This is a genomic window from Cellulosimicrobium sp. NPDC057862, from assembly GCF_042797035.1.
Taxonomy (GTDB): domain Bacteria; phylum Actinomycetota; class Actinomycetes; order Actinomycetales; family Cellulomonadaceae; genus Cellulosimicrobium.
In genome coordinates this window covers 224,016-242,068 of the sequence record NZ_JBHVMH010000003.1, presented here as the reverse complement: position 1 = coordinate 242,068, position 18,053 = coordinate 224,016, and the positions used below count along the sequence as shown (strand labels likewise).

At 76.0% G+C, this 18,053-nt stretch carries 22 protein-coding genes; 13 read left to right on the top strand and 9 right to left on the bottom strand.

Annotation, left to right across the window (positions count from 1 at the left end):
- Positions 1-55: 55 nt before the first annotated feature.
- The 3 genes from ACFVN3_RS06605 to ACFVN3_RS06595 all read right to left on the bottom strand — a co-directional run bounded on the left by ACFVN3_RS06605 (position 56) and on the right by ACFVN3_RS06595 (position 2,531).
- Positions 56-364 (bottom strand): SHOCT domain-containing protein, encoded by a 309-nt coding sequence (locus ACFVN3_RS06605; protein WP_378231853.1) that lies wholly within the window; start codon positions 362-364, stop codon positions 56-58.
- A gap of 161 nt (positions 365-525) precedes the next feature.
- Positions 526-1,191 carry a response regulator gene (locus ACFVN3_RS06600; RefSeq protein WP_378231850.1) on the bottom strand — a complete coding sequence of 222 codons (666 nt, stop codon included), beginning with the start codon at positions 1,189-1,191 and terminating at the stop codon, positions 526-528.
- Positions 1,188-2,531 carry a sensor histidine kinase gene (locus ACFVN3_RS06595; RefSeq protein WP_378231848.1) on the bottom strand — a complete coding sequence of 448 codons (1,344 nt, stop codon included), beginning with the start codon at positions 2,529-2,531 and terminating at the stop codon, positions 1,188-1,190. The genes ACFVN3_RS06600 and ACFVN3_RS06595 overlap by 4 nt, the downstream gene beginning before the upstream one ends.
- 207 nt (positions 2,532-2,738) lie before the next feature.
- Between ACFVN3_RS06595 and ACFVN3_RS06590 the strand changes: the two genes are divergently transcribed.
- Together ACFVN3_RS06590 and ACFVN3_RS06585 are read left to right on the top strand one after the other, a co-directional pair.
- Positions 2,739-3,338 carry a carboxymuconolactone decarboxylase family protein gene (locus ACFVN3_RS06590; RefSeq protein ID WP_378231845.1) on the top strand — a complete coding sequence of 200 codons (600 nt, stop codon included), beginning with the start codon at positions 2,739-2,741 and terminating at the stop codon, positions 3,336-3,338.
- Positions 3,335-4,207 (top strand): RNA polymerase sigma-70 factor, encoded by an 873-nt coding sequence (locus ACFVN3_RS06585; RefSeq protein WP_378231842.1) that lies wholly within the window; start codon positions 3,335-3,337, stop codon positions 4,205-4,207. The genes ACFVN3_RS06590 and ACFVN3_RS06585 overlap by 4 nt, the downstream gene beginning before the upstream one ends.
- Before the next feature lie 9 nt (positions 4,208-4,216).
- Here the strand turns inward: ACFVN3_RS06585 and ACFVN3_RS06580 are convergent, their stop codons facing one another.
- The 3 genes from ACFVN3_RS06580 to ACFVN3_RS06570 form a co-directional block, all read right to left on the bottom strand.
- Positions 4,217-4,699, bottom strand: coding sequence for an SRPBCC family protein (locus ACFVN3_RS06580; RefSeq protein WP_378231840.1), 483 nt, complete (start codon positions 4,697-4,699; stop codon positions 4,217-4,219).
- Between the two features lie 137 nt (positions 4,700-4,836).
- On the bottom strand, positions 4,837-5,298 hold the full coding sequence (locus tag ACFVN3_RS06575; RefSeq protein ID WP_378231838.1) for a hypothetical protein: 462 nt from the start codon (positions 5,296-5,298) through the stop codon (positions 4,837-4,839).
- 135 nt (positions 5,299-5,433) lie between these two features.
- Positions 5,434-6,363, bottom strand: a complete 930-nt coding sequence (locus ACFVN3_RS06570; RefSeq protein WP_378231836.1) for a zinc-binding alcohol dehydrogenase family protein — start codon at positions 6,361-6,363, stop codon at positions 5,434-5,436.
- A 188-nt stretch (positions 6,364-6,551) separates the two neighbouring features.
- On the opposite strand from ACFVN3_RS06570, the gene ACFVN3_RS06565 reads away from it, so the two are divergent.
- The gene (locus ACFVN3_RS06565) at positions 6,552-6,932 is read left to right on the top strand and encodes a TraR/DksA family transcriptional regulator (protein WP_378231834.1); all 381 of its coding nucleotides are present in this window, start codon (positions 6,552-6,554) and stop codon (positions 6,930-6,932) included.
- Between the two features lie 3 nt (positions 6,933-6,935).
- Here ACFVN3_RS06565 and ACFVN3_RS06560 read toward each other — a convergent pair whose 3' ends face one another.
- Both ACFVN3_RS06560 and ACFVN3_RS06555 read right to left on the bottom strand, forming a co-directional pair.
- Positions 6,936-7,355 (bottom strand): hypothetical protein, encoded by a 420-nt coding sequence (locus ACFVN3_RS06560; RefSeq protein ID WP_378231832.1) that lies wholly within the window; start codon positions 7,353-7,355, stop codon positions 6,936-6,938.
- Positions 7,356-7,488: 133 nt separating this feature from the next.
- On the bottom strand, positions 7,489-8,772 hold the full coding sequence (locus ACFVN3_RS06555; protein ID WP_378231830.1) for an amidohydrolase: 1,284 nt from the start codon (positions 8,770-8,772) through the stop codon (positions 7,489-7,491).
- A gap of 558 nt (positions 8,773-9,330) precedes the next feature.
- Between ACFVN3_RS06555 and ACFVN3_RS06550 the strand changes: the two genes are divergently transcribed.
- The 10 genes from ACFVN3_RS06550 to ACFVN3_RS06505 all read left to right on the top strand — a co-directional run bounded on the left by ACFVN3_RS06550 (position 9,331) and on the right by ACFVN3_RS06505 (position 17,292).
- Complete coding sequence (locus tag ACFVN3_RS06550) at positions 9,331-9,534, top strand: cold-shock protein (protein ID WP_087472681.1); 204 nt, start codon at positions 9,331-9,333, stop codon at positions 9,532-9,534.
- Between the two features lie 198 nt (positions 9,535-9,732).
- Positions 9,733-10,428, top strand: a complete 696-nt coding sequence (locus tag ACFVN3_RS06545) for a Pr6Pr family membrane protein (protein ID WP_378231828.1) — start codon at positions 9,733-9,735, stop codon at positions 10,426-10,428.
- 10 nt (positions 10,429-10,438) lie between these two features.
- Positions 10,439-11,134 carry a hypothetical protein gene (locus ACFVN3_RS06540; RefSeq protein WP_378231826.1) on the top strand — a complete coding sequence of 232 codons (696 nt, stop codon included), beginning with the start codon at positions 10,439-10,441 and terminating at the stop codon, positions 11,132-11,134.
- 89 nt (positions 11,135-11,223) lie between these two features.
- Positions 11,224-11,931 carry a copper resistance protein CopC gene (locus tag ACFVN3_RS06535; protein WP_378231824.1) on the top strand — a complete coding sequence of 236 codons (708 nt, stop codon included), beginning with the start codon at positions 11,224-11,226 and terminating at the stop codon, positions 11,929-11,931.
- Between the two features lie 88 nt (positions 11,932-12,019).
- Entirely contained in the window at positions 12,020-12,556 is a 537-nt protein-coding gene (locus tag ACFVN3_RS06530; protein ID WP_378231822.1) for a hypothetical protein, read from the top strand.
- A 165-nt stretch (positions 12,557-12,721) separates the two neighbouring features.
- Positions 12,722-13,468, top strand: coding sequence for a YcnI family protein (locus tag ACFVN3_RS06525; protein WP_378231820.1), 747 nt, complete (start codon positions 12,722-12,724; stop codon positions 13,466-13,468).
- Positions 13,469-13,471: 3 nt separating this feature from the next.
- Complete coding sequence (locus ACFVN3_RS06520) at positions 13,472-15,199, top strand: FixH family protein (RefSeq protein WP_378231818.1); 1,728 nt, start codon at positions 13,472-13,474, stop codon at positions 15,197-15,199.
- Positions 15,196-15,810: a DUF1775 domain-containing protein gene (locus ACFVN3_RS06515; RefSeq protein WP_378231816.1), complete on the top strand. Its 615-nt coding sequence runs from the start codon at positions 15,196-15,198 to the stop codon at positions 15,808-15,810. The genes ACFVN3_RS06520 and ACFVN3_RS06515 overlap by 4 nt, the downstream gene beginning before the upstream one ends.
- A gap of 55 nt (positions 15,811-15,865) precedes the next feature.
- Positions 15,866-16,507: an RNA polymerase sigma factor gene (locus tag ACFVN3_RS06510; RefSeq protein WP_378231814.1), complete on the top strand. Its 642-nt coding sequence runs from the start codon at positions 15,866-15,868 to the stop codon at positions 16,505-16,507.
- Positions 16,504-17,292, top strand: a complete 789-nt coding sequence (locus tag ACFVN3_RS06505) for a peptidase M56 family protein (protein ID WP_378231812.1) — start codon at positions 16,504-16,506, stop codon at positions 17,290-17,292. The genes ACFVN3_RS06510 and ACFVN3_RS06505 overlap by 4 nt, the downstream gene beginning before the upstream one ends.
- Positions 17,293-17,577: 285 nt before the next feature.
- Here ACFVN3_RS06505 and ACFVN3_RS06500 read toward each other — a convergent pair whose 3' ends face one another.
- The gene (locus tag ACFVN3_RS06500; protein WP_378231809.1) at positions 17,578-18,018 is read right to left on the bottom strand and encodes an anthrone oxygenase family protein; all 441 of its coding nucleotides are present in this window, start codon (positions 18,016-18,018) and stop codon (positions 17,578-17,580) included.
- Positions 18,019-18,053: the final 35 nt, after the last annotated feature.

Sequence of the window (18,053 nt, the reverse complement as noted above, 5' to 3'; positions counted from 1 at the left end):
GCACGACATGGGTGCCGTTGTCCACGCGACGACGGCACCCGTGTCGTTCTCGGCGTCAGGGCTGGGGGCGACCCTCGCGCAGGACGGCGAGGCGCGAGCGGTACTCCTGCTCGTCGATCTCGCCGCGCGCGTACCGCTCGCCGAGGATCGCGACCGGGTCGGGGCCCGCGGCGCGCCACGCGCCGGGGCCGCCCGGACCCCAGCCGCGGCGCGCGCGGCGGGCAACCAGGAAGATCACGGACGCGAACAGCAGGAACCACAGCAGGGGGAAGACGAACCACCAGGGCCCGGGCCCCCAGCCGGCGTGCGCCACGTGCGCGACGGCCTCCGTGGGGACCACGGCCCCGGTGAGTGCGGTGAGCATGACGACCTCCGGTGTCGGTGCGCCCCGCCGGGCGGCGGGGACGGCCGCGATCCGGCCGCACCTCCAGGCTTCCCGTCGCCCGACGTCGCGTCGTCACCCGTGCGTGCCGACCTCGCTCGTCCCGTGGTGCCGGTCGGGCCCCGTGGAGCGCAGCGGGACGGTCAGCCCGCCCAGCCCGGGCGCACGAGCCCTGACTCGTAGGCCGTGACGACGAGCTGCGCGCGGTCGCGCGCGCCCACCTTGGCCATGACGCGCGACACGTGCGTCTTCACGGTCGACTCCGACAGGTAGAGCGTCCCCGCGATCTCGTCGTTCGACAGCCCGCCCGCCACCTCGACGAGCACCTCGCGCTCGCGGGGCGTGAGCTCCTCGAGGCCGGGGACCGGCCCGACGGCGCGCGTCGCGACCGCGACCCGGGACAGCAGGCGCCGGGTCACCGTGGGCGAGAGCAGAGCGTCGCCGGGCGCCGCGACCCGCACCGCCCGGACGAGGTCGACGGGCTCGGTGTCCTTGACGAGGAACCCGCTCGCGCCGCCGCGGATCGCGTCGGTCACGTACTCGTCGAGCTCGAACGTCGTGACGACCACGACGTGCACGTGCGCGGCCGCACGGTCGGCGACGATCCGGCGGGTCGCCTCGAGCCCGTCGAGCCCGGGCATCCGGATGTCCATGAGCACGACGTCGGGCAGGTGCTCCAGCGCGAGCCGGACGGCGTCGTCCCCGGTCGCGGCCTCGGCGACGACGCGCATGTCGTCCTCGGAGTCGATGAGCGCACGGAAGCCGCCGCGCACGAGCGCCTGGTCGTCGGCCAGCACGACGTCGATCATGGTGCCTCCTCGCGCCGCGGCGGTCCCTCGCCGGACCGCCCGGTGGTGCTCGGCCGGGGCGTGGTGCCCGGCCAGGGAAAGACTGCCCGCACGCGGAAGCCGCGTCCAGCGGTGCCGGAGCCCGATCCTCGTCCCGGAGCGGGACCGGGCACCGGTCCCGCCACGAGCGATCCGCCGGCGCTCTCGACGCGCTCGCGCATGCCGCGCAGCCCGTAGCCGGGCTCGGCGTCCGACGGCGCGCCCGTGCCGTCGTCGGTGACCGTCACCGTCACGCGGCGCGAGGCGCGGTCCCCGTCCGCCCCGGCGTCGCTCAGGTCGGACCGGGACCCGCTGCCTGCGTCGACGACCACGCGGACGTCGACGCGCGTCGCGCCGTGCGCGTGCCGTCGCACGTTCGTCAGCGCCTCCTGCACCACGCGGTAGACGACCCCGGCGAGCCGGTCGGGCAGCCCGGCGGTGGCCGGGTCCACGGCGAGCGCGACCGTGAGCCCGCCTCCCTCCGCCTGCCGCACGAGCCGGGGGAGCGCGGCGAGGTCCCACGTCGGGGCGAGCGGGGCGCCGGCGACGGCCAGGTCGTGCGCCACGACCGCGTCCGTGCGCGACTCCCCCCGGACGACGCCGAGCACCGCCCGGACCTCGTCGAGCGCCTCCGTGCTCGTCGTGCGGATCGCGGTGAGGGCGCTGCGGGCCTGGTCCGGGTCGCGGTCGAGGAGGTGGAGCCCGACGCCTGCCTGCACCGTGATCGCGGAGAGCGAGTGCGCGAGGACGTCGTGGACCTCGCGCGCGATGCGCAGCCGCTCGTCCGCGACGGCGGTGCGCTCCCGCTCCGCGCGTGCGACCTGCTCGGCCTCCCGCGCGGCGGCGATGCGGGCGGACCGGTCGCGGACCGCGCCCGCGACGAGCAGCACGACGACGGTCCACGCCGCCCCGCCGAGCAGCGTCGCCCGCGGCGGGGCGTCGGGACGCAGCGCGGCCGCCGCGACAACGGTCCCTGCGAGCAGCACGGCCCCGCCCCACGCCACGCGGCGTGCAGGTTCCGCGGGTCCGCTGAGCAGCACCCCCACGAGCACGCCGACGGGCCCCGCGAGCGCGGGTCCCCACGCGTACCCCGCGACGAGGAAGACGCCGACCGCAGCGACCGACACCGCGACGGCGACGACCGGGCGCGGCACGAGGAGCACGAGCGCGAGCGGGGACACGAGGAGCAGGGCGACGGCGGCGAGGTCGAGCGGTCTCGCGCCCGGCTGCCCGTGCGTCGCGCCGACCGACCCGAGCACCGAGACCACCGCGAGCACCACGGCGAGGAACGCCCGGGGGCGGCGACGGTCGAGCGGGCCCATGGGTCGCACGCTACGCCGCGCTCGGCCGGACCGCGTCCGACCGGGGTGCCGGGCGCCGTCGTCCCGGGGTGCCGTGCCCGGGCGGGCCAGGTGCGCGATGCGACCCGCTCCGGCAGAGGTGTCACACGAGGGGCCCCGCCGGTGTCTCATGCCCGACACACCCCGTCGGCACGGCACGGGGACGACACGCGACACGCAGGAGGAGACATGACGACACGAGTGCCGCCCACCGAGGTCACCGGGCTCTACGGCTCCCTGGTCAAGCGCGCGACCCGCTCGATGTTCGGCGAGGTGCCGGAGTCGATCGGCGTGCTGTGGCACCACCCCGCGGTCTTCAAGGACCTCATGGGGGTGGGGCGCAAGTCCGAGAAGTGGGACCGGCTCGACCCGAACCTCGTGACGTTCGCGCAGATGGCGTCGGCCGCGACGGTCGGCTGCGAGTTCTGCCTGGACCTGCACTACTTCCGGTCGCGCAACGAGGGCCTCGACGAGGTCAAGGCCCGGGAGGTGCCGCGCTGGCGCGAGTCCGCCGTCTTCACGCCCGTCGAGCGGCGGGTGATGGAGTACGCGGAAGGCATGAGCCAGACCCCGCCCGCGGTGACGGACGACCTGTCGGCCGCGCTGCTCGACGACCTCGGTCCGGCCGGGCTCGTCGAGCTCGCCGCGCGCGTCGGGCTGATGAACGCCACGGCCCGCTCCAACGTCGCGCTCGGCATCCGCTCCGAGCAGTTCGCGGCGTCGTGCGGCCTGCCGCCCCTCGCGTCCCGGCCCGTCGCGGCGGCCCCGGCCGTAGGGTCGGACGCATGAGCGACGACCCCTTCGTCCGCCACCGCAGCCTGCTCTTCACCGTCGCGTACGAGCTCCTCGGCTCGGCCGCCGACGCGGAGGACGTCGTCCAGGAGACGTGGCTGCGGTGGTCCGACGTCGACCACGCGCAGGTGCGGGACGCGCGCGCGTACCTCGTGCGGATCGTCACGCGGCAGTCGCTCAACCGGTTGCGGACGCTGGCCCGGCGGCGCGAGGACTACGTGGGCGAGTGGTTGCCCGAGCCGCTGCTCACGAGCCCGGACGTGGCCGAGGACGTCGAGCTCGCCGAGAGCGTCTCGATGGCGATGCTCACGGTGCTCGAGACGCTCGGTCCCACGGAGCGCGCGGTGTTCGTGCTGCGCGAGGTGTTCGACGTGCCGTTCGACGAGATCGCCGAGGCGGTCGGCAAGTCGCCGGCCGCCGTGCGGCAGGTCGCGCACCGGGCGCGGGACCACGTCGCCGCGCGGCGCCCGCGCGTCCGCGTCGACCGGACCGAGCAGGAGCGCGTCGTCGAGCGGTTCCTCGACTCGCTCCTCACGGGCGACCTCCAGGGCCTCCTGGACGTCCTCGCGCCCGACGTCGTCGCGGTGGCCGACGGCGGCGGCCTCGCCCGCGCGGCACGCAAGCCCGTCGTGGGCGCCGAGCGCGTCGCCGCCTACCTCGTGGGCGGGCTGCGCAAGACTGCCGGGGAGCTCACGGCGTCGACGGTCTCGATCAACGGAGCGCCCGGTCTGCGCATCGAGCTGGACGGTGTGCTGGCCACGGCGGTCGCGGTGACCGTCGTCGGGGGCCGTGTGACGCACCTCTTCGCGGTGGCCAACCCGAGCAAGCTGGCGCGTGTCGACGCCGAGGCGGCCCTCACCCGATGACCGGTCAGGTCACCGGCCGGGGGTGCGCACCGCGGCGAGCACGACGGGGTCGGCGCAGCCGCGCGCGAAGCCCGCGATGCGGTGGTCGACGTCGCGCCCGAGGACCCACGAGCCGACGCGCTCCGCGAGCGGGGCGAGCCAGCGGGGGCGGCACCGGAAGGAGTAGCGCCACGTCGCGCGCGTGCCGCCGGACGGGTCGGGGGCGAACCGCCACCCGCCCGCGAGGTTCTCGAAGAACCAGGAGCCGCGCACCATGCGCATCCCGACGTTCGTCGGCGGGTTGTAGGAGACGTACTCGCTCACCATGGACAGCCCGCTGCGGTGCCGGGTGAAGGTGCGCACCCCCTTCGCGGGCGCTGTGGCACCGTCGAGGAAGTGCTGCCGCCGGATGAACGGGTCCCAGCGCAGACGGACGTCGCCGGTCGTCTGCGAGACGGCGAACGCCGTCGCGGTGTCGACGGGGACCACGAGCGAGGACTCGACCACGGGCATGGTCGGATGCTCCCACGGTCGCCGTCACCCCGCTCCGCGCCGGGAGGCCGGGTCGTCCGCCACGGGTCGCGGGACCGGACGCGCGAACGGCCCGCCCCTCGTGAGGGACGGGCCGCCCGGACCGCGGCGCGGGAAGGTCAGGACGCGAAGGCGTACCCGGCCTCGGTGCACTGCGCGCGGAAGGCGTCGAGAGCCGCCTGCTGCCCCGACGTGTCGATCGTCTCGCCCTGCACGGCAGCCTCGAACGGAGCCTTGATCTCGTTGAGGTTCTCCTGGAGCTCGGGGTCCGCGAAGTTCTGGACCGCGGCGAGGCGCTCGCGCGTGGTGAAGATCGCGGCGGCGGCGGTCTCGTCCTCGGGCGTCTCGAGCAGCGGCGTCGTCTCGGTGACGAGGCGCTCGGCGGAGTACTCGCCGCCGTAGAACATGCCGCACGTGGTGGTCACGGCGACGACGGCGGGCGTCACCTCGGGGGCCGCCTCGGTCGTGGTCGTGGTCTCGGGGGTTGCCGCGTCGTCGCTCGCCGGGTCGGTCGGCGAGGCGCAGGACGCCAGCAGGAGGGCACAGGAAAGCGCCGCGGTAGCGGCAAGAAACTTACGCATGCTAACGATTTCACACTCTCGCGCACGCGGGACGCAAGAAGATTCGCCGGCGGCGCCCTCGGGGACGGCGGAATCCCGCGGTTCCCGGGGCAACCTTGTGCCCAGCGTCACAACCTTCCGGGACCGAGGTCCCGGTCAGGGGACGTCGAGGACGACCTTGCCGCGGACGTGCCCGTCGGCGACGAGCCGCAGGGCCTCGGCCGCCTCCGCCAGGGGGAACCGGGCCGAGACCTCGGCCCGGAGCCGTCCGTCCTCCGCGAGCGCGAGCACCTCGTCGAGGGCCCCCTTCGCGTCGACCTTGTCGACGACGCCCGCAGCGCGGGACGCGTCGGACCCGACGACCGTCACCGCGCTCGGCGGGTCGTCGGGCGTGGCGGGCGCCAGGTCCTCGCCCAGCAGGGCGACGGTCGCCGCGACCGTGTCCGCGGAGCCCACGAGGTCGACGACGACGCTCACCTCGTCGAGGCCGTCCGGCAGCGCGCGCACGGCGTCGACGAGCCCCGGCCCGTACGCGACCGGCGTCGCCCCGAGGCCGCGCAGGTAGTCGTGGTTCGCGGGCGACGCCGTGCCGACGACGCGTGCCCCGAGCGCGGTCGCGATCTGCACCGCCGCCGACCCGACGCCGCCGCTCGCGCCGTGCACCAGGACCACGTCGCCCTCGCCGACGTCGGCCTGGACGAGGGCGGAGAACGCGGTCGCCGCGGCGACGGGCAGCACGGCCGCCTGCTCGAAGGGCACGGACGCGGGCTTGCGGCGCACGTGGTCGGCGCGGACGAGCGAGAGCTCGCGCTGCGCGCCGGTCCCGTGCCAGACGACCTCGTCGCCGGGGGCGAGGTCGGGCACGTCCGGCCCGACGGCGTCGACCACGCCCGCGGCCTCGAACCCCAGCACGCCGGGCACGCGGCCCCCGAACGCGCCCGCGAGCCGCTTGAGGTCCGCGGGGTTGACGCCGACGACGCGGTTCGCGACGCGCACCTGGCCGGTTCCGGGCTCGCCGACGTGCTCGTCGTCGACCCGCAGCGTCTCCGGCCCGCCGAAGGCCTCGAAGACGACGACCGTGCTCATGCAGACCCCCTGTGGTCTCGCCGTCGGACGTCGGTCGCGCGCCGCGGTGGCGAGACCGCGCGGCGGGCCCGGGGGGAGCCGGGTGGTTCCACTCTTCCATCCGTCGGCCGCCGCTGTCATGCACCGGCCACGGGCAGGACTCCCCGTCCGGGACGGTTTCACCCCCTCCCCGACGTTGAGGGAGCGAGATGACGACACCAGGCACCGGCCGAGCACCCGGCCCCGACGACGCCGCGCGCGAGCGCCTGCTCGTCGTGCGCGCGGACGCGGTCGCGCGGCTGGGTGCGCTGCGCGCCGAGGTCGCGGGGATCGTCGAGGCCTCGCGCGACTCGAACGCGGACGACGAGCACGACCCCGACGGCGCCACCATCGCGTTCGAGCGGGCACAGGTGGACGCGCTCGCTCGCGACGCCGCGGCGCGCGTGGAGGAGGTGGACGCCGCCCTCGCCCGCCTCGACGCGGGCACCTACGGCGTCTGCGAGGCGTGCGGGCAGCCGGTCGCAGCCGGTCGCCTGGAGGCGCGACCGACGGCACGGACGTGCGTCGCGTGCGCGGCGGTGGCGCGCTGACGCTCAGCGGTCGGACGCGAAGTCCCCGCCGATCCCCGCCTGGGTCTCGAGCAGGTCGCCGGTGTCGCCGACGATCACCCAGTTCGGCCCGACGAGCGCGGCCTCGCCCTCCGCGGCAGGCGTCTCGGGCAGGAGCGCGAAGTACTCGGCCTCGTCCACGTCGTCGGCGAACACGGCCAGCAGGGTCGTGTCGTCGCACGCCCCCATCTCGGCGTCAGGGGTCCCGGTGTCCTCGGGGACGAACGACAGGCACGTGAGGCCCGCCGTCGTCGCGGACTCGTGGAGCGCGTCGAGGGAGTCGTAGCTGACGTCCTTCTCGCCCGGCCCGGGTCCGGAGCACGCCGCGAGGACACCGCCGACGGCGACGAGGCCGAGGAGCAGCCCGGTGGCGCGGCGCGGACGCGAGGGGTCGAGGGTGCGCATGACTCGATGGTCCGCCGTCGTGACCGGTCGCGCCACGGGAAGCCCGCGCCGGACCGTCCGCGGCGAGATCGACCCGCACGGCCGAGATCGACCCGCGGAGGGTCGATCTCGGGCCGCGGGGGTCGATCTCGGGTCAGGCGCGGAAGCGCTCGGCGCGCTCGACGACGCGCCCCGCGCCGCGGCCGTCGTTCGCCGTCGCGTCCCACGCGTAGACCTCGGTGCCCGTGACGAGCACGTGCTCGGCGCGCGACGTCACGTCCAGCGGGTCGCCCGACCACACGACGACGTCGCCGTCGAGACCCGGGGCGAGCGCGCCGACCCGGTCGTCGAGGCCCAGGAACGCCGCCGGGTTGACGGTGAGCGCCCGCAGCGCGGTGTCGCGGTCCAGCCCCTCCTTCACCGCGAGCGACGCCTGGTGCACGAGGAAGTTGATCGGCACGACGGGGTGGTCGGTCGTGATCGCCACGCGCACGCCGGCGCGCGCCAGCGCTCCGAGGTTCGCGATGTCGCGGTTGCGCAGCTCGATCTTGGAGCGCGACGTGAACAGCGGGCCGAAGATGACCGGCACGTCGCGCTCGGCCAGCACGTCGGCGACCGCGGCGCCGTCGGTCCCGTGGTTGACGACCAGCTTGTAGCCGAACTCGTCCGCGAGGCGCAGCGCCGTCGCGATGTCGTCGGCGCGGTGCGTGTGCTGGTCCCAGTAGAGCTCGCCCGCGAGGACGCGCGCGAGGGTCTCCTTGGCGAGGTCGCGGTCGAACGGCTCGCCCTTCGCCTCGGCCGCGTCGCGCTTCGCGGCGTAGTTCTGGGCGTCGACGAACGCCGCGCGGATGACCTTCGCGACCCCGAGCCGCGTGGACGGCGTCTTCTTCTGGTCCCCGTACACGCGCTTGGGGTTCTCGCCGAGCGCCGACTTCACCGAGACCGCCTCGCGGATCACCTGCTCGTCGACCGTGCGCCCGCCCCACGTCTTGATCGCGACCGTCTGGCCCCCGATCGGGTTGCCCGAGCCCGGCTTCACGACGGCGCTCGTCACACCGCCCACGAGCGCGTCGCGGAAGCCCTCGTCCTCGACGTTGATCGCGTCGATCGCGCGCAGCGCCGCGCCGTTCGGGTCGGTCATCTCGTTGGTGTCGTTGCCGGCCCAGCCCTCGGCCTCCTCCATGACGCCCATGTGCGCGTGCGCCTCGACGAAGCCGGGCAGCACCCAGCGTCCGCGCGCGTCGAGGGTGGGGACGCCGTCGGGCACGACGACGTCCGCCCCGACCGCGGTGATGATCCCGTCCTCGACAAGGACGGTCCCGTTCTCGATCGGGTCCGCGGCGACGGGCACGACGTAGCCGTTCACGACGGCGACGCTGCGACGCGCGGTGCGCGGGACGGGGCGGGAGGAAGAGGTGGGGGCGGATGAGGTCGTCATGCCCCCATCATCGCCCTGGGCAAGCGTCGTCGTCGGCCCGTCGCCCGCAGGCCGACGCTCCTGAGGTATCCTGGAGGTCGCGCTCAGGTCGCGGGACGCGGTCCTGCGACGATCTTCGGTCCTCAGCATCGAAGCAAGACCGTGCGCGCCCGGCAGCAGACGCTGCCGTCGAGATCTCCGCCCACAGAGCGCGGAGCGAGAGCAGAGAACATCCTTTCTTCCCCTTCTGAACGCCCCGAGACCGCTGTGCCGGTCGCGGGTACGCCCGGACCAGACCTGGTGCTGCGCCGCGCCGACGGCGACCTGTGGGTCGCGACGGCGGACGGCGAGTACGCCGGTCTGGTCACCCGACTCCCCGACGGCTTCCACGTCCACGACCGCTTCACGCGGCCGGTGGGCGTCGTCGCCGACCTCCACCACGCGAAGCGGCATCTCGTCGCCCGGCGTGAACGCCCGGCGGGCCCTCGCGGGACCCGCCCCCACGATCGTCGGCGCCCCGCGGGGCGCGACAACCGGACCCGCGCTCGTGGGCCGGTCGCACCAACGAAGGAAGTCAGCATGGCTACAGGCACCGTGAAGTGGTTCAACGCGGAGAAGGGGTTCGGCTTCATCGCCCCCTCCGACGGCACCGCCGACGTGTTCGCCCACTACAGCGAGATCAACTCGAGCGGCTACCGCTCGCTCGAGGAGAACCAGAGCGTCTCGTTCGACGTCACCCAGGGTCCCAAGGGCCCGCAGGCGACGAACATCCAGGCTCTCTGACCTCGGCGACGACGTCCCGAAGGGGCCGCGCCTCCGCGCGGCCCCTTCGGCGTTCCCGGGCGCGGCGGACCGGCCGGCTCGTCGAGCAGGCTCGCGGTCCCGATCGAGGAGGTCGCGCGCGCCGCTCGGGTCCGCCCGGGTGGGTGGGGAGCACTAGGCTCCTGAACGCACCACCGCACCGCGCGCGAAGGAGCTCGCATGCACGTCGTCGTCGGACTGTTCCGGCTGTTCCTCGTCGTCCTCGCCCTCGTCGGGACGCGCGCCATCTGGCGCGACGGAGACATCGAGGGGCTGATCTACTTCACGAACCAGACGGGCTTCCTCATCGCCGTCGTGTTCGCGTGGGCGGGCGCGGCGTCGCTCCTGCGCCGCCGGCAGCCGCCGGGGTGGCTCAAGGGCGGCGTGACGCTCTTCGCCGCCATCACCGGGCTCGTCGCCAACCTCGTGCTCGCGCCCGAGGACCCCGACGCCCCCGCCGTGTTCCTCGGGCTGACCGACGGCCAGATCGAGCACGAGCTGCTGCCGCTCGCGGTGTTCGTCGACTTCCTCCTGCTCGACGCCCACCGGCGCCTGCGCGGCCTCGACGCCGCGCGCTGGCTCCTGTACCCGCTCGCGTACTTCGCGTTCACGACGATCCGCGGGTTCGTGAGCCCCGGCAGCGAGTACCCGTACGGGTTCGTCGACCTCGACGCGCTGGGCTGGACCGGCCTGCTCGTTAACGTCGTGCTGTACGGGGCCGGCTTCCTCGTGCTCGGCCTCGTCATCGTCGGGATCGACCGGCTCCTGCCCACCGGCCCCCTGATCGGTCGGTACGCGGACCGCTCGCCGGCCGTCGCGTCGTCGGAGCCGGCGGGGGTGACGGGCAACCCGGACGACGCGCCCGGGTCGCGCTAGGGTGGCCGTCGTGCCCTCCCCGGTCGTCGGTCCGCTGCGCGTCGCCCGCGCCGCGCTCGTGGCGACCCTCGTGCTCGCGCTGACGGCGCTCGCGCACCGCGTGGCCGGGGGTGCCCTCCCGGACCCGCTGGTCCTCGCCGCGCTCGCCGCGTTCACGCTCGCCGGCACGACGGCGGCCGCGCGGCTGCGGTTCACGCCCACCCGGCTCGTCGTGCTCCTCGGTGGCGCCCAGGTCGTGCTGCACCAGGCGCTCGTCGTGCTTGCCCCGGTCGGGTCGTGCGTCCCGGTCGGGGTCACGTCCGGGCACGGCGGGCACGTCGCCTCGGTGGGCGACGTCGTCTGCGCGGCGCCCGTCGGCACGCCGGTCCCGACCGGCGGCGGGGCGAGCCTCGTGCACCCGGAGCACCTCGTGGCGTCGGGCACCGCGGGGCTGTGGATGGTCGTCGCGCACGCCGTGGCGACCGTCGTGCTGGCGCTCGTCCTCGCGCGCGGCGAGCGCGCCCTCGAGCGGTTCCTCGCGTGGGTGACGACGCGCGCCGCCCTCCCTGCGCTCGTCCCCGTCGTGCCGCGGGCGCGTCCTGGCGCGCCGCGAGCGCGCACCGTGCGCGTCGCGTCCCTGTGGCGTGCGCGGCGTGCCCCGACGCGCGGCCCGCCGACGGCGGACGGCCCGTCGGGAGCACTGCTGCGCCCCCTCGCCGCGTCCTGACGCGGCCCCCGACGAGGCCGACCCGGTGACGACCGGGCCACGGGGCACCACCGTGCGGCCACCGCCGCGCCTCGGACGGAAGAACCCTCATGACCCTCTCCCTCCGCCGACCCCTGTCGGCCCTGCCCGCCCTCCTCGCCCTCCTCGCCGCCGCCGCGCTGGCCCTGGGCCTCACCGCCGCGCTCGCGACGCTCACCGCCGCCCCGGCGTCCGCGCACGACCGCATGCTCTCCTCGGACCCGGCCGACGGCGCACAGCTCGCGACACCCCCGACCGCGATCACGCTGACCTTCAACACCGAGCCGCTCCCGGTCGAGCCGCAGGTCGTGGTCTCGGACTCCGCCGGGACGGTCGTCACGCAGGGCGCGCCGACGATCGAGGGCAGCACCGCGACGCTCGCGCTCGACCCCGCCGTCGCGCTCGGCGGCGACACGTACACCGTCGCGTGGCGCGTCGTCTCGTCCGACGGCCATCCCATCGAGGGCACGTTCGCGTTCACCGTCGCGGCCCAGCCCGAGGCGCCGGTGTCCGAGGAGCCGACGACGGAGGAGGCGACGCCGGAGGAGACCGCGACCGAGGACGCGACGACCGACGCGGCGGAGGAGTCGCCGGCGCCCCAGACCACGGACGCCGCCACGGACGCGGAGGACGGCGGGTCCTCGGTCCTGCCGGTCCTCGTGGGGCTCGGCGTGCTCGTGGTCGCCGCCGCGGTCGTCGTCGTGCTCGTCGTGCGCCGCCGCGGCGCGGCGACCGACGAGGCGACCGACGAGGGCGCCCCGCACGACCCCGAGGACTGACCGTGCCGGTGCACGCCGTCCTCCCCGGTCCGGGGAGGACGGCGGCCGCCCCTGCCGCGCGCACCCCTCCTGCCGCTAGGGTGCGTCCGTGACGTCGCCCGGAGCAGGGGTGCTCCGCGGCGTGCGGGTGCTGCTGCTCGCCGCCGCGGTCGTCGGGCTGTCCGTCGTCGCGCACGGGCTCGCCGGCGGTACCGACCCCGGAGCCGTCCCGCTCGGCGTCCTCGCCGTCCTCACCGCCGTCGCGGTGCGGCCCCTCACCCGGCGCCAGGTCGGGCTGCCGCGGCTGCTCGGGCTGCTCGGCGCGGGCCAGCTCGTGCTGCACGTCGTCTTCGACCGCTGCGCCGCGCTGTCCCCGGCCGACGCGTCCGCGCACGCGCACGCCGCGTCACCCCTGACGATGCTCGGTGCGCACGCCGTCGCGACGCTCGCCGTCGCGCTCGTCCTGCGGTACGGCGACGCCGTCCTGTGGCGCCTGTGGACGTGGCTCGCCGGGCGCCGGGTCCCCGGCCGCCCGCGCACCGTCGTCGTCCCCGCGGCGCCTCCCGCCGTCGGCGCGCTGCCGACGGTCCGCGACCTGCTCGTGCGCGGTGCCGCGCCCGGGCGCGGTCCGCCCGCCGTGGCCTGACCCCTCCCGGACGCCTCGTCGGACACCTCCGCGGCGTCCCGCTCCTGCGCGCCCGCGCGTCCAGCGCACCCCCGCCCGGCCGGCTCCGCCCGGTCGTCCCGGGGCGTGCCGTCGTGCGCTCGCGCGCCGGGGCCGACCCTCCTCTTCTCCCCGAAAGGCACCACCATGCGAAAGACCCTGCGCGCCGTCGGCGCCGCCGCCCTGACCACCGGGATCGTCGTCGTCGGTGCGGGCGCCGCGTCCGCCCACGTCACCGTCACGCCGGACACGACCGACGCGGGCGCGTACGCGCTGCTCACGTTCGGCGTCCCGCACGGCTGCGGCGACTCGCCGACCACGAAGGTCTCCATCCAGGTCCCCGAGCAGATCGTCACCGTGACGCCCACCGTCAACCCCGGCTGGGACGTCGAGAAGGTCATGGCGGCCCTCGACGAGCCGGTCGACGACGGGCACGGCGGCCAGTACACCGAGCGCGTCGCCGAGGTCGTGTACACCGCCAAGGCCCCGCTGCCCGACGGCTACCGCGACGCCCTCGTGCTCTCGCTCAAGCTCCCCGACGCGGCGGGGGACACGCTCGTGTTCCCGACCGTCCAGGAGTGCGCCGAGGGCGAGAGCGCCTGGGTGCAGGTCCCCGCCGACGGTGAGGACGGGCACGACCTCGAGCTGCCCGCGCCGCTGTTCGAGCTGACGGCCGCCGAGGGCGACGGGCACGACGCCCCGGCCGAGACCGTCGCGGACGACGCCGACGCCGCGGCGTCGGACGGCTCGGCAGCCGACGGTGCGGCGTCCGCGGAGCCCGCGGACGGGTCGGACGGCGCGCCCGCCGCGCTCACCTGGACGGCGCTCGTCCTCGCGGCGGCGGGCCTCGTGCTCGGGGCGCTCGGGTTCGTGCGCTCGCGTCCGAAGGCCTGACCGGTGGGCCGCCCCTCGGCGCTGCGCCGGGTGGTGGCCGTCGTCGTCGGTGCCGCGGCCGCGGTCCTGCTCGCGATCCTCGCGAGCGGCCCGGCCGCGGCCCACGCCGTCCTCGTGGGCACGGACCCGCGGGATGGCACCGTCCTCGACGCGCCGCCCGACGCGCTGACCATCACCTTCAACGAGCCCGTCCAGGCCGTGACCGGCGGGACGACCGTCCTCGCCGCCGACGGCTCGCCCGTCGACGTGGACGTCGTCGCGGTCGACGACGCGCTCGTCGTCACCCCGGACGCGACGCTCGACGACGGCACGTACGTCGTGAGCTGGCGCGTCGTGTCCCTCGACACCCACCCCGTGGCGGGCGCCTTCACGTTCTCGGTGGGCGCGCCGAGCACGACGTCCGTCGAGGCCCGGGTGGCCGAGCCGACGGCGGCGCTCGTCGCCGTGCGCGCGCTCGACCAGGCCGCGGTCTACGCGGGGACGTTCCTCGTCGCGGGCCTCGTCGGGTTCGAGCTCCTCGTGCTCCACGTGTCGCCCGGGGCGGCGCCGGTCCTGCGGCGTCGCGTGCAGCGCGTCCGGCGAGCGGCGCTCGTCGCCGCGGCGGCAGGGATCGTGCTCGGGGTCCCGCTCACCCCGGCCTGGCAGGCCGGCGGCGGGCTGGGGGCGCTCGCCGACCCGGCGACCTGGGCCGCGGGCCTCGCGACCGACTCCACGCTCGCGGGCGCGCTCGGCCTCGCCGGGCTCGTCGTCGCGGCCCTGCTCGCGCCCCGCGCGGCGCGCGACACCCGGACGGCGTGGCCGGCCGGCGTCGTGCTTGGCGCAGCGGCCCTGGCGCTGGGTTCGCTCGTGCTCGTGGGGCACACGCGCACGTTCGGGCCGCCGTGGCTCGTCGTCACGGCGGACGCGCTCCACGTCGTGGCGGGGGCGGTGTGGCTCGGCGGCGTCGTCGGGCTCGCGCTCGTGCTCGCGCCCTCCGCGCGCGTCGACGCGCGGCGGGCGGCGGTCACCGTCGCGCGGTTCTCGGCGCTCGGCGCGTGGGTCGTCCTCGCGCTCGCCGTCACCGGGACCGTCCTGGGGTGGCGCATCCTCGGGACGTTCGACGCGCTCGTGTCGACGACTTACGGCCAGACCCTGCTCGTCAAGGTCGGCGTCGCGCTCTGCCTCGTCGGCGTCGCGGCCTGGAACCGCTACCGGCTCGTCCCGGCGGTCGTGGCCGACGGCGGTCCCGGCGGGCGAGGCGCCGGGCCGGTGGGTGGGACGACCGGGGCGACCGCGCGCCGTCGGCTCGGGCGGACGGTCGCGGCGGAGGCGGTGCTGCTCGCGCTCGTGCTCGCGGTGACGGGCGTGCTCGTGTCGCGCAGCCCGGTCGTGGCGACGGACCCGTCCGCCGAGGAGGCCTCGACCCCGGCGGTCGAGGTGGTCGAGTCGCTCGGCGACGGGACGCTCCGCGCGCGGGTCACGCCCGGACGGGTCGGGGTCAACGCGCTCGAGATCGAGCTGCTCGACGCCGACGGGCAGCCCTTGGAGCCCGTCGCCGTGCCCGAGCTGTCCACGACGCTCGCCGACCCCGCGCTCGGGCCGTTCACCCGTCCCCTCACGCAGACCGGGACGGGCGCGTACGAGGCGACGCTCGACCTGCCGATGGCCGGCGACTGGACCCTCCACGTGAGCGTCCGGACGTCCAAGTACGAGAACCCGATCGTCGAGATCCCCGTGGAGGTGTCCTCATGACCCGTCACCGCCGGGCCGCCGGGCGCGCGTCCCGCCTCGTCGCCGTCGCGGTCACCACCGGTGCCCTGGCGGTGCTGGCGGCCGGACCGGCTGCCGCGCACGTGCTCATCGAGACCGTGGAACCCCACGGCGACGGCACGTCGACGCTCACCTTCACGTTCGACCACGGGTGCGACGGCGAGCCCACCGACGCGCTGCGCGTCACCCTCCCCGAGGGCGTCGAGGCGCTCGCGGCGGGCCAGCCCGACGGGTGGACCTCCGACGTGACGGACGACGCGGTGGCGTGGTCCGGCGAGCCCGTGCCGGACGGCGAGCGCGCGGCCTTCACGCTCGACGTCCGGGTCACGGGCGACGTGGGTCAGGCGTTCGTCTTCCCCGCCGTGCAGGCGTGCCCGTCGGGGGCGTCGTACGCGTGGACGGACACCGACCCGTCGGGGGCTCGGCCCGCACCGACCTTCGTCGCGACGGCGGCGTCGCTCGCCCCGGCGCCCGCCGTCGCGGGGGCCTCCCCGACGCCGACGGCGCCCCTCGTCGCGGCCGTCGTGGTCGGCGCGGTGGTGATCGGGATCGCCGGCGGCCTGGCTTCCCGGCGGCGGGTCCGGGCGACCTGACGACCGACGCCGCCGTCGGGTGAAACCGTCCGGGCCCTCCTGGACACTACGGGGCATGGACGGCGACCCGGGCCCAGCCGACGAGCAGGGTGACGCAGAGGCCGACGCCGCGCTGTGGGCCGCCGCACTCGGCGGCGACGGCGCGGCGTTCGGCGTGCTCTTCGACCGGCACCGCGACCGCGTGTTCCGGCACGCGTACCGGCTCGTCGTCGACCGGCACCAGGCGGAGGACGTGCTGGCGGCGGCGTTCCTCGAGCTGTGGCGCCGCCGGTCGTCGGTGCGGCTCGTCGACGGCTCGCCCTTGCCGTGGCTCCTCGTCACGGCGTCGAACGTCGCGCGGAACGTCCGCCGGGGGACCGGGCGCCACCGCCGGCTGCTCGACGCACTGCCCCGGGGCGGGGACGTGCCCGCCGCCGAGGACGCCGCGTTCGTCGACGACCCGGCCGAGGTCGTCGACCCGGCGCTCGGCGCGGCGCTGCGCGCGCTGCCGGCGGCCGACCTGCGGCTCCTCACCCTCGTCGCGCTGGAGGGCTGGTCGCTCTCCGACGCCGCCGAGGTGCTCGGTCTGACGCCGTCGGCCGCCAAGTCGAGGCTGCACCGAGCGCGCGTCCGGCTCCGCACCGCGGTCGGAGAGGTGGAACCAGGGCGGGCGAGGCTGCGCCCGAGCGGTGCGTTCGTCGAAGGAGGGCGCTCATGACCAGCGAGAACCGCATGCCGGACCTCGATCCCGTGTTCGCCGACGGGCTGCGTGCCGCGCTCGTGGACCAGGCGTCGGTGGCGGCTCCCCGTCGCCCGGCACGACGCCGATGGTGGGCGGGCGTCGGGGCGCTCGGTGCGCTCGCGGTCGCCGGCGGGACCGCGTACGCCGTGACGGCGCTCGTCGAACCCGGGGGCACGGTCGTGACGCGGCTGGCGGAGCCGATCGAGGTCACGCGCGCGGGCACCTGGACCGTCGAGCTCGGGCCCAGGCCGGACGGCGCGACGCACGTCGAGCTCTCGCTCATGTGCCTCGACGCGGGGCGGTTCGTGCTCGACGGCGGCGCGAACATGACGTGCTCGGCGCAGGACGCGCAGGACCAGGCGCGCCGGCTCGCCGCGGGGGATCCCGTCGGCATGGGCTGGAGCGTCGTCGCGGTGCCGGGCGACGGGTCGGTGCGCGTCGACGCCGAGCCGGGTGCGGGGTGGCACCTCGTCGCCACCTACGTCGACGAGACGGTCACCGCGTGGGCGACCAACGCGAACGGCGACACGTACGGGGTCGCGAACGACACGGGCTGGCCCGACCTCGTCTCGGTCTACGCGACGAACGGGCGGGTCGGCTACGCGTACGCGCGGGACTTCCAAGAGGCGCAGGGTGGCACGCCGTCGAGCCCCGAGGAGGCCGCGGCGTGGCAGGAGGAGCGCGAGGGCACGACCGTCAGCGTCCCCGTGTACGAGTCGGACGGGGAGACGGTGATCGGGGAGTTCGTGTTCGGCGGATGAGGTCGGCCTCGGGCTCGCCCACGTCTGGCCGACCCACGGCGGGGTGACGCCGGGCCTGGTCAACGGGCATCGGGGCGACGACCGACGTACTGTGATCCAGATCACTGTTCGTGAACGTCCCGAACATGTGCCCGCCGCCTCTCGCACTGGTGGGGGACGTCGTCGCGACGGGTCACGCGGCGACACCTGGACCGGTGGCGGTCCGCGACGAGAGCTTCGCTGGGGGGAGCTCTCGCGGCGGATCGCCACCGGTTCCTCTGTCTGCGGGACCTGCCGGCCCTGCCGTCAGGCGGCGATCCCGACGGCCAGCAGCGTGAACGCCGCGACGAGCAGGGCGATGCGGACGAGGTGGTACCGGTCCCAGCGGTGGGCCTGCTCGCGCCAGTCGGCGGGTGCGGTCTCGGGGGTCCATGTCTTGCCGCGGTTGTTGATGGGGACGAGCACGGCGACCGACAGGACGACGCTCAGCGCCAGGAGGACGGCTGCGGTCCAGGCAGCCCATGCGCCGACCGGCAGCACGAGGGCCGTCGCCGCGGTGAGCGCGAGCGAGCCGAAGTACCAGAACGGCATCGCCCGCCCGAGCATGCGCCCGCCGTCGGCCCGGGCGAGCAGGCCGGCGTCCCCTGGCAGCCGGTCGACGATCGGGTTCACGACGAACGCGACCGACACCTCGACCCCCACCATCACGCCCAGGACGACCACTGCGACGATCGGCAACCACTGCATGTCCGGCTCCTTCGATCCAGGGAATCTAGCAACGC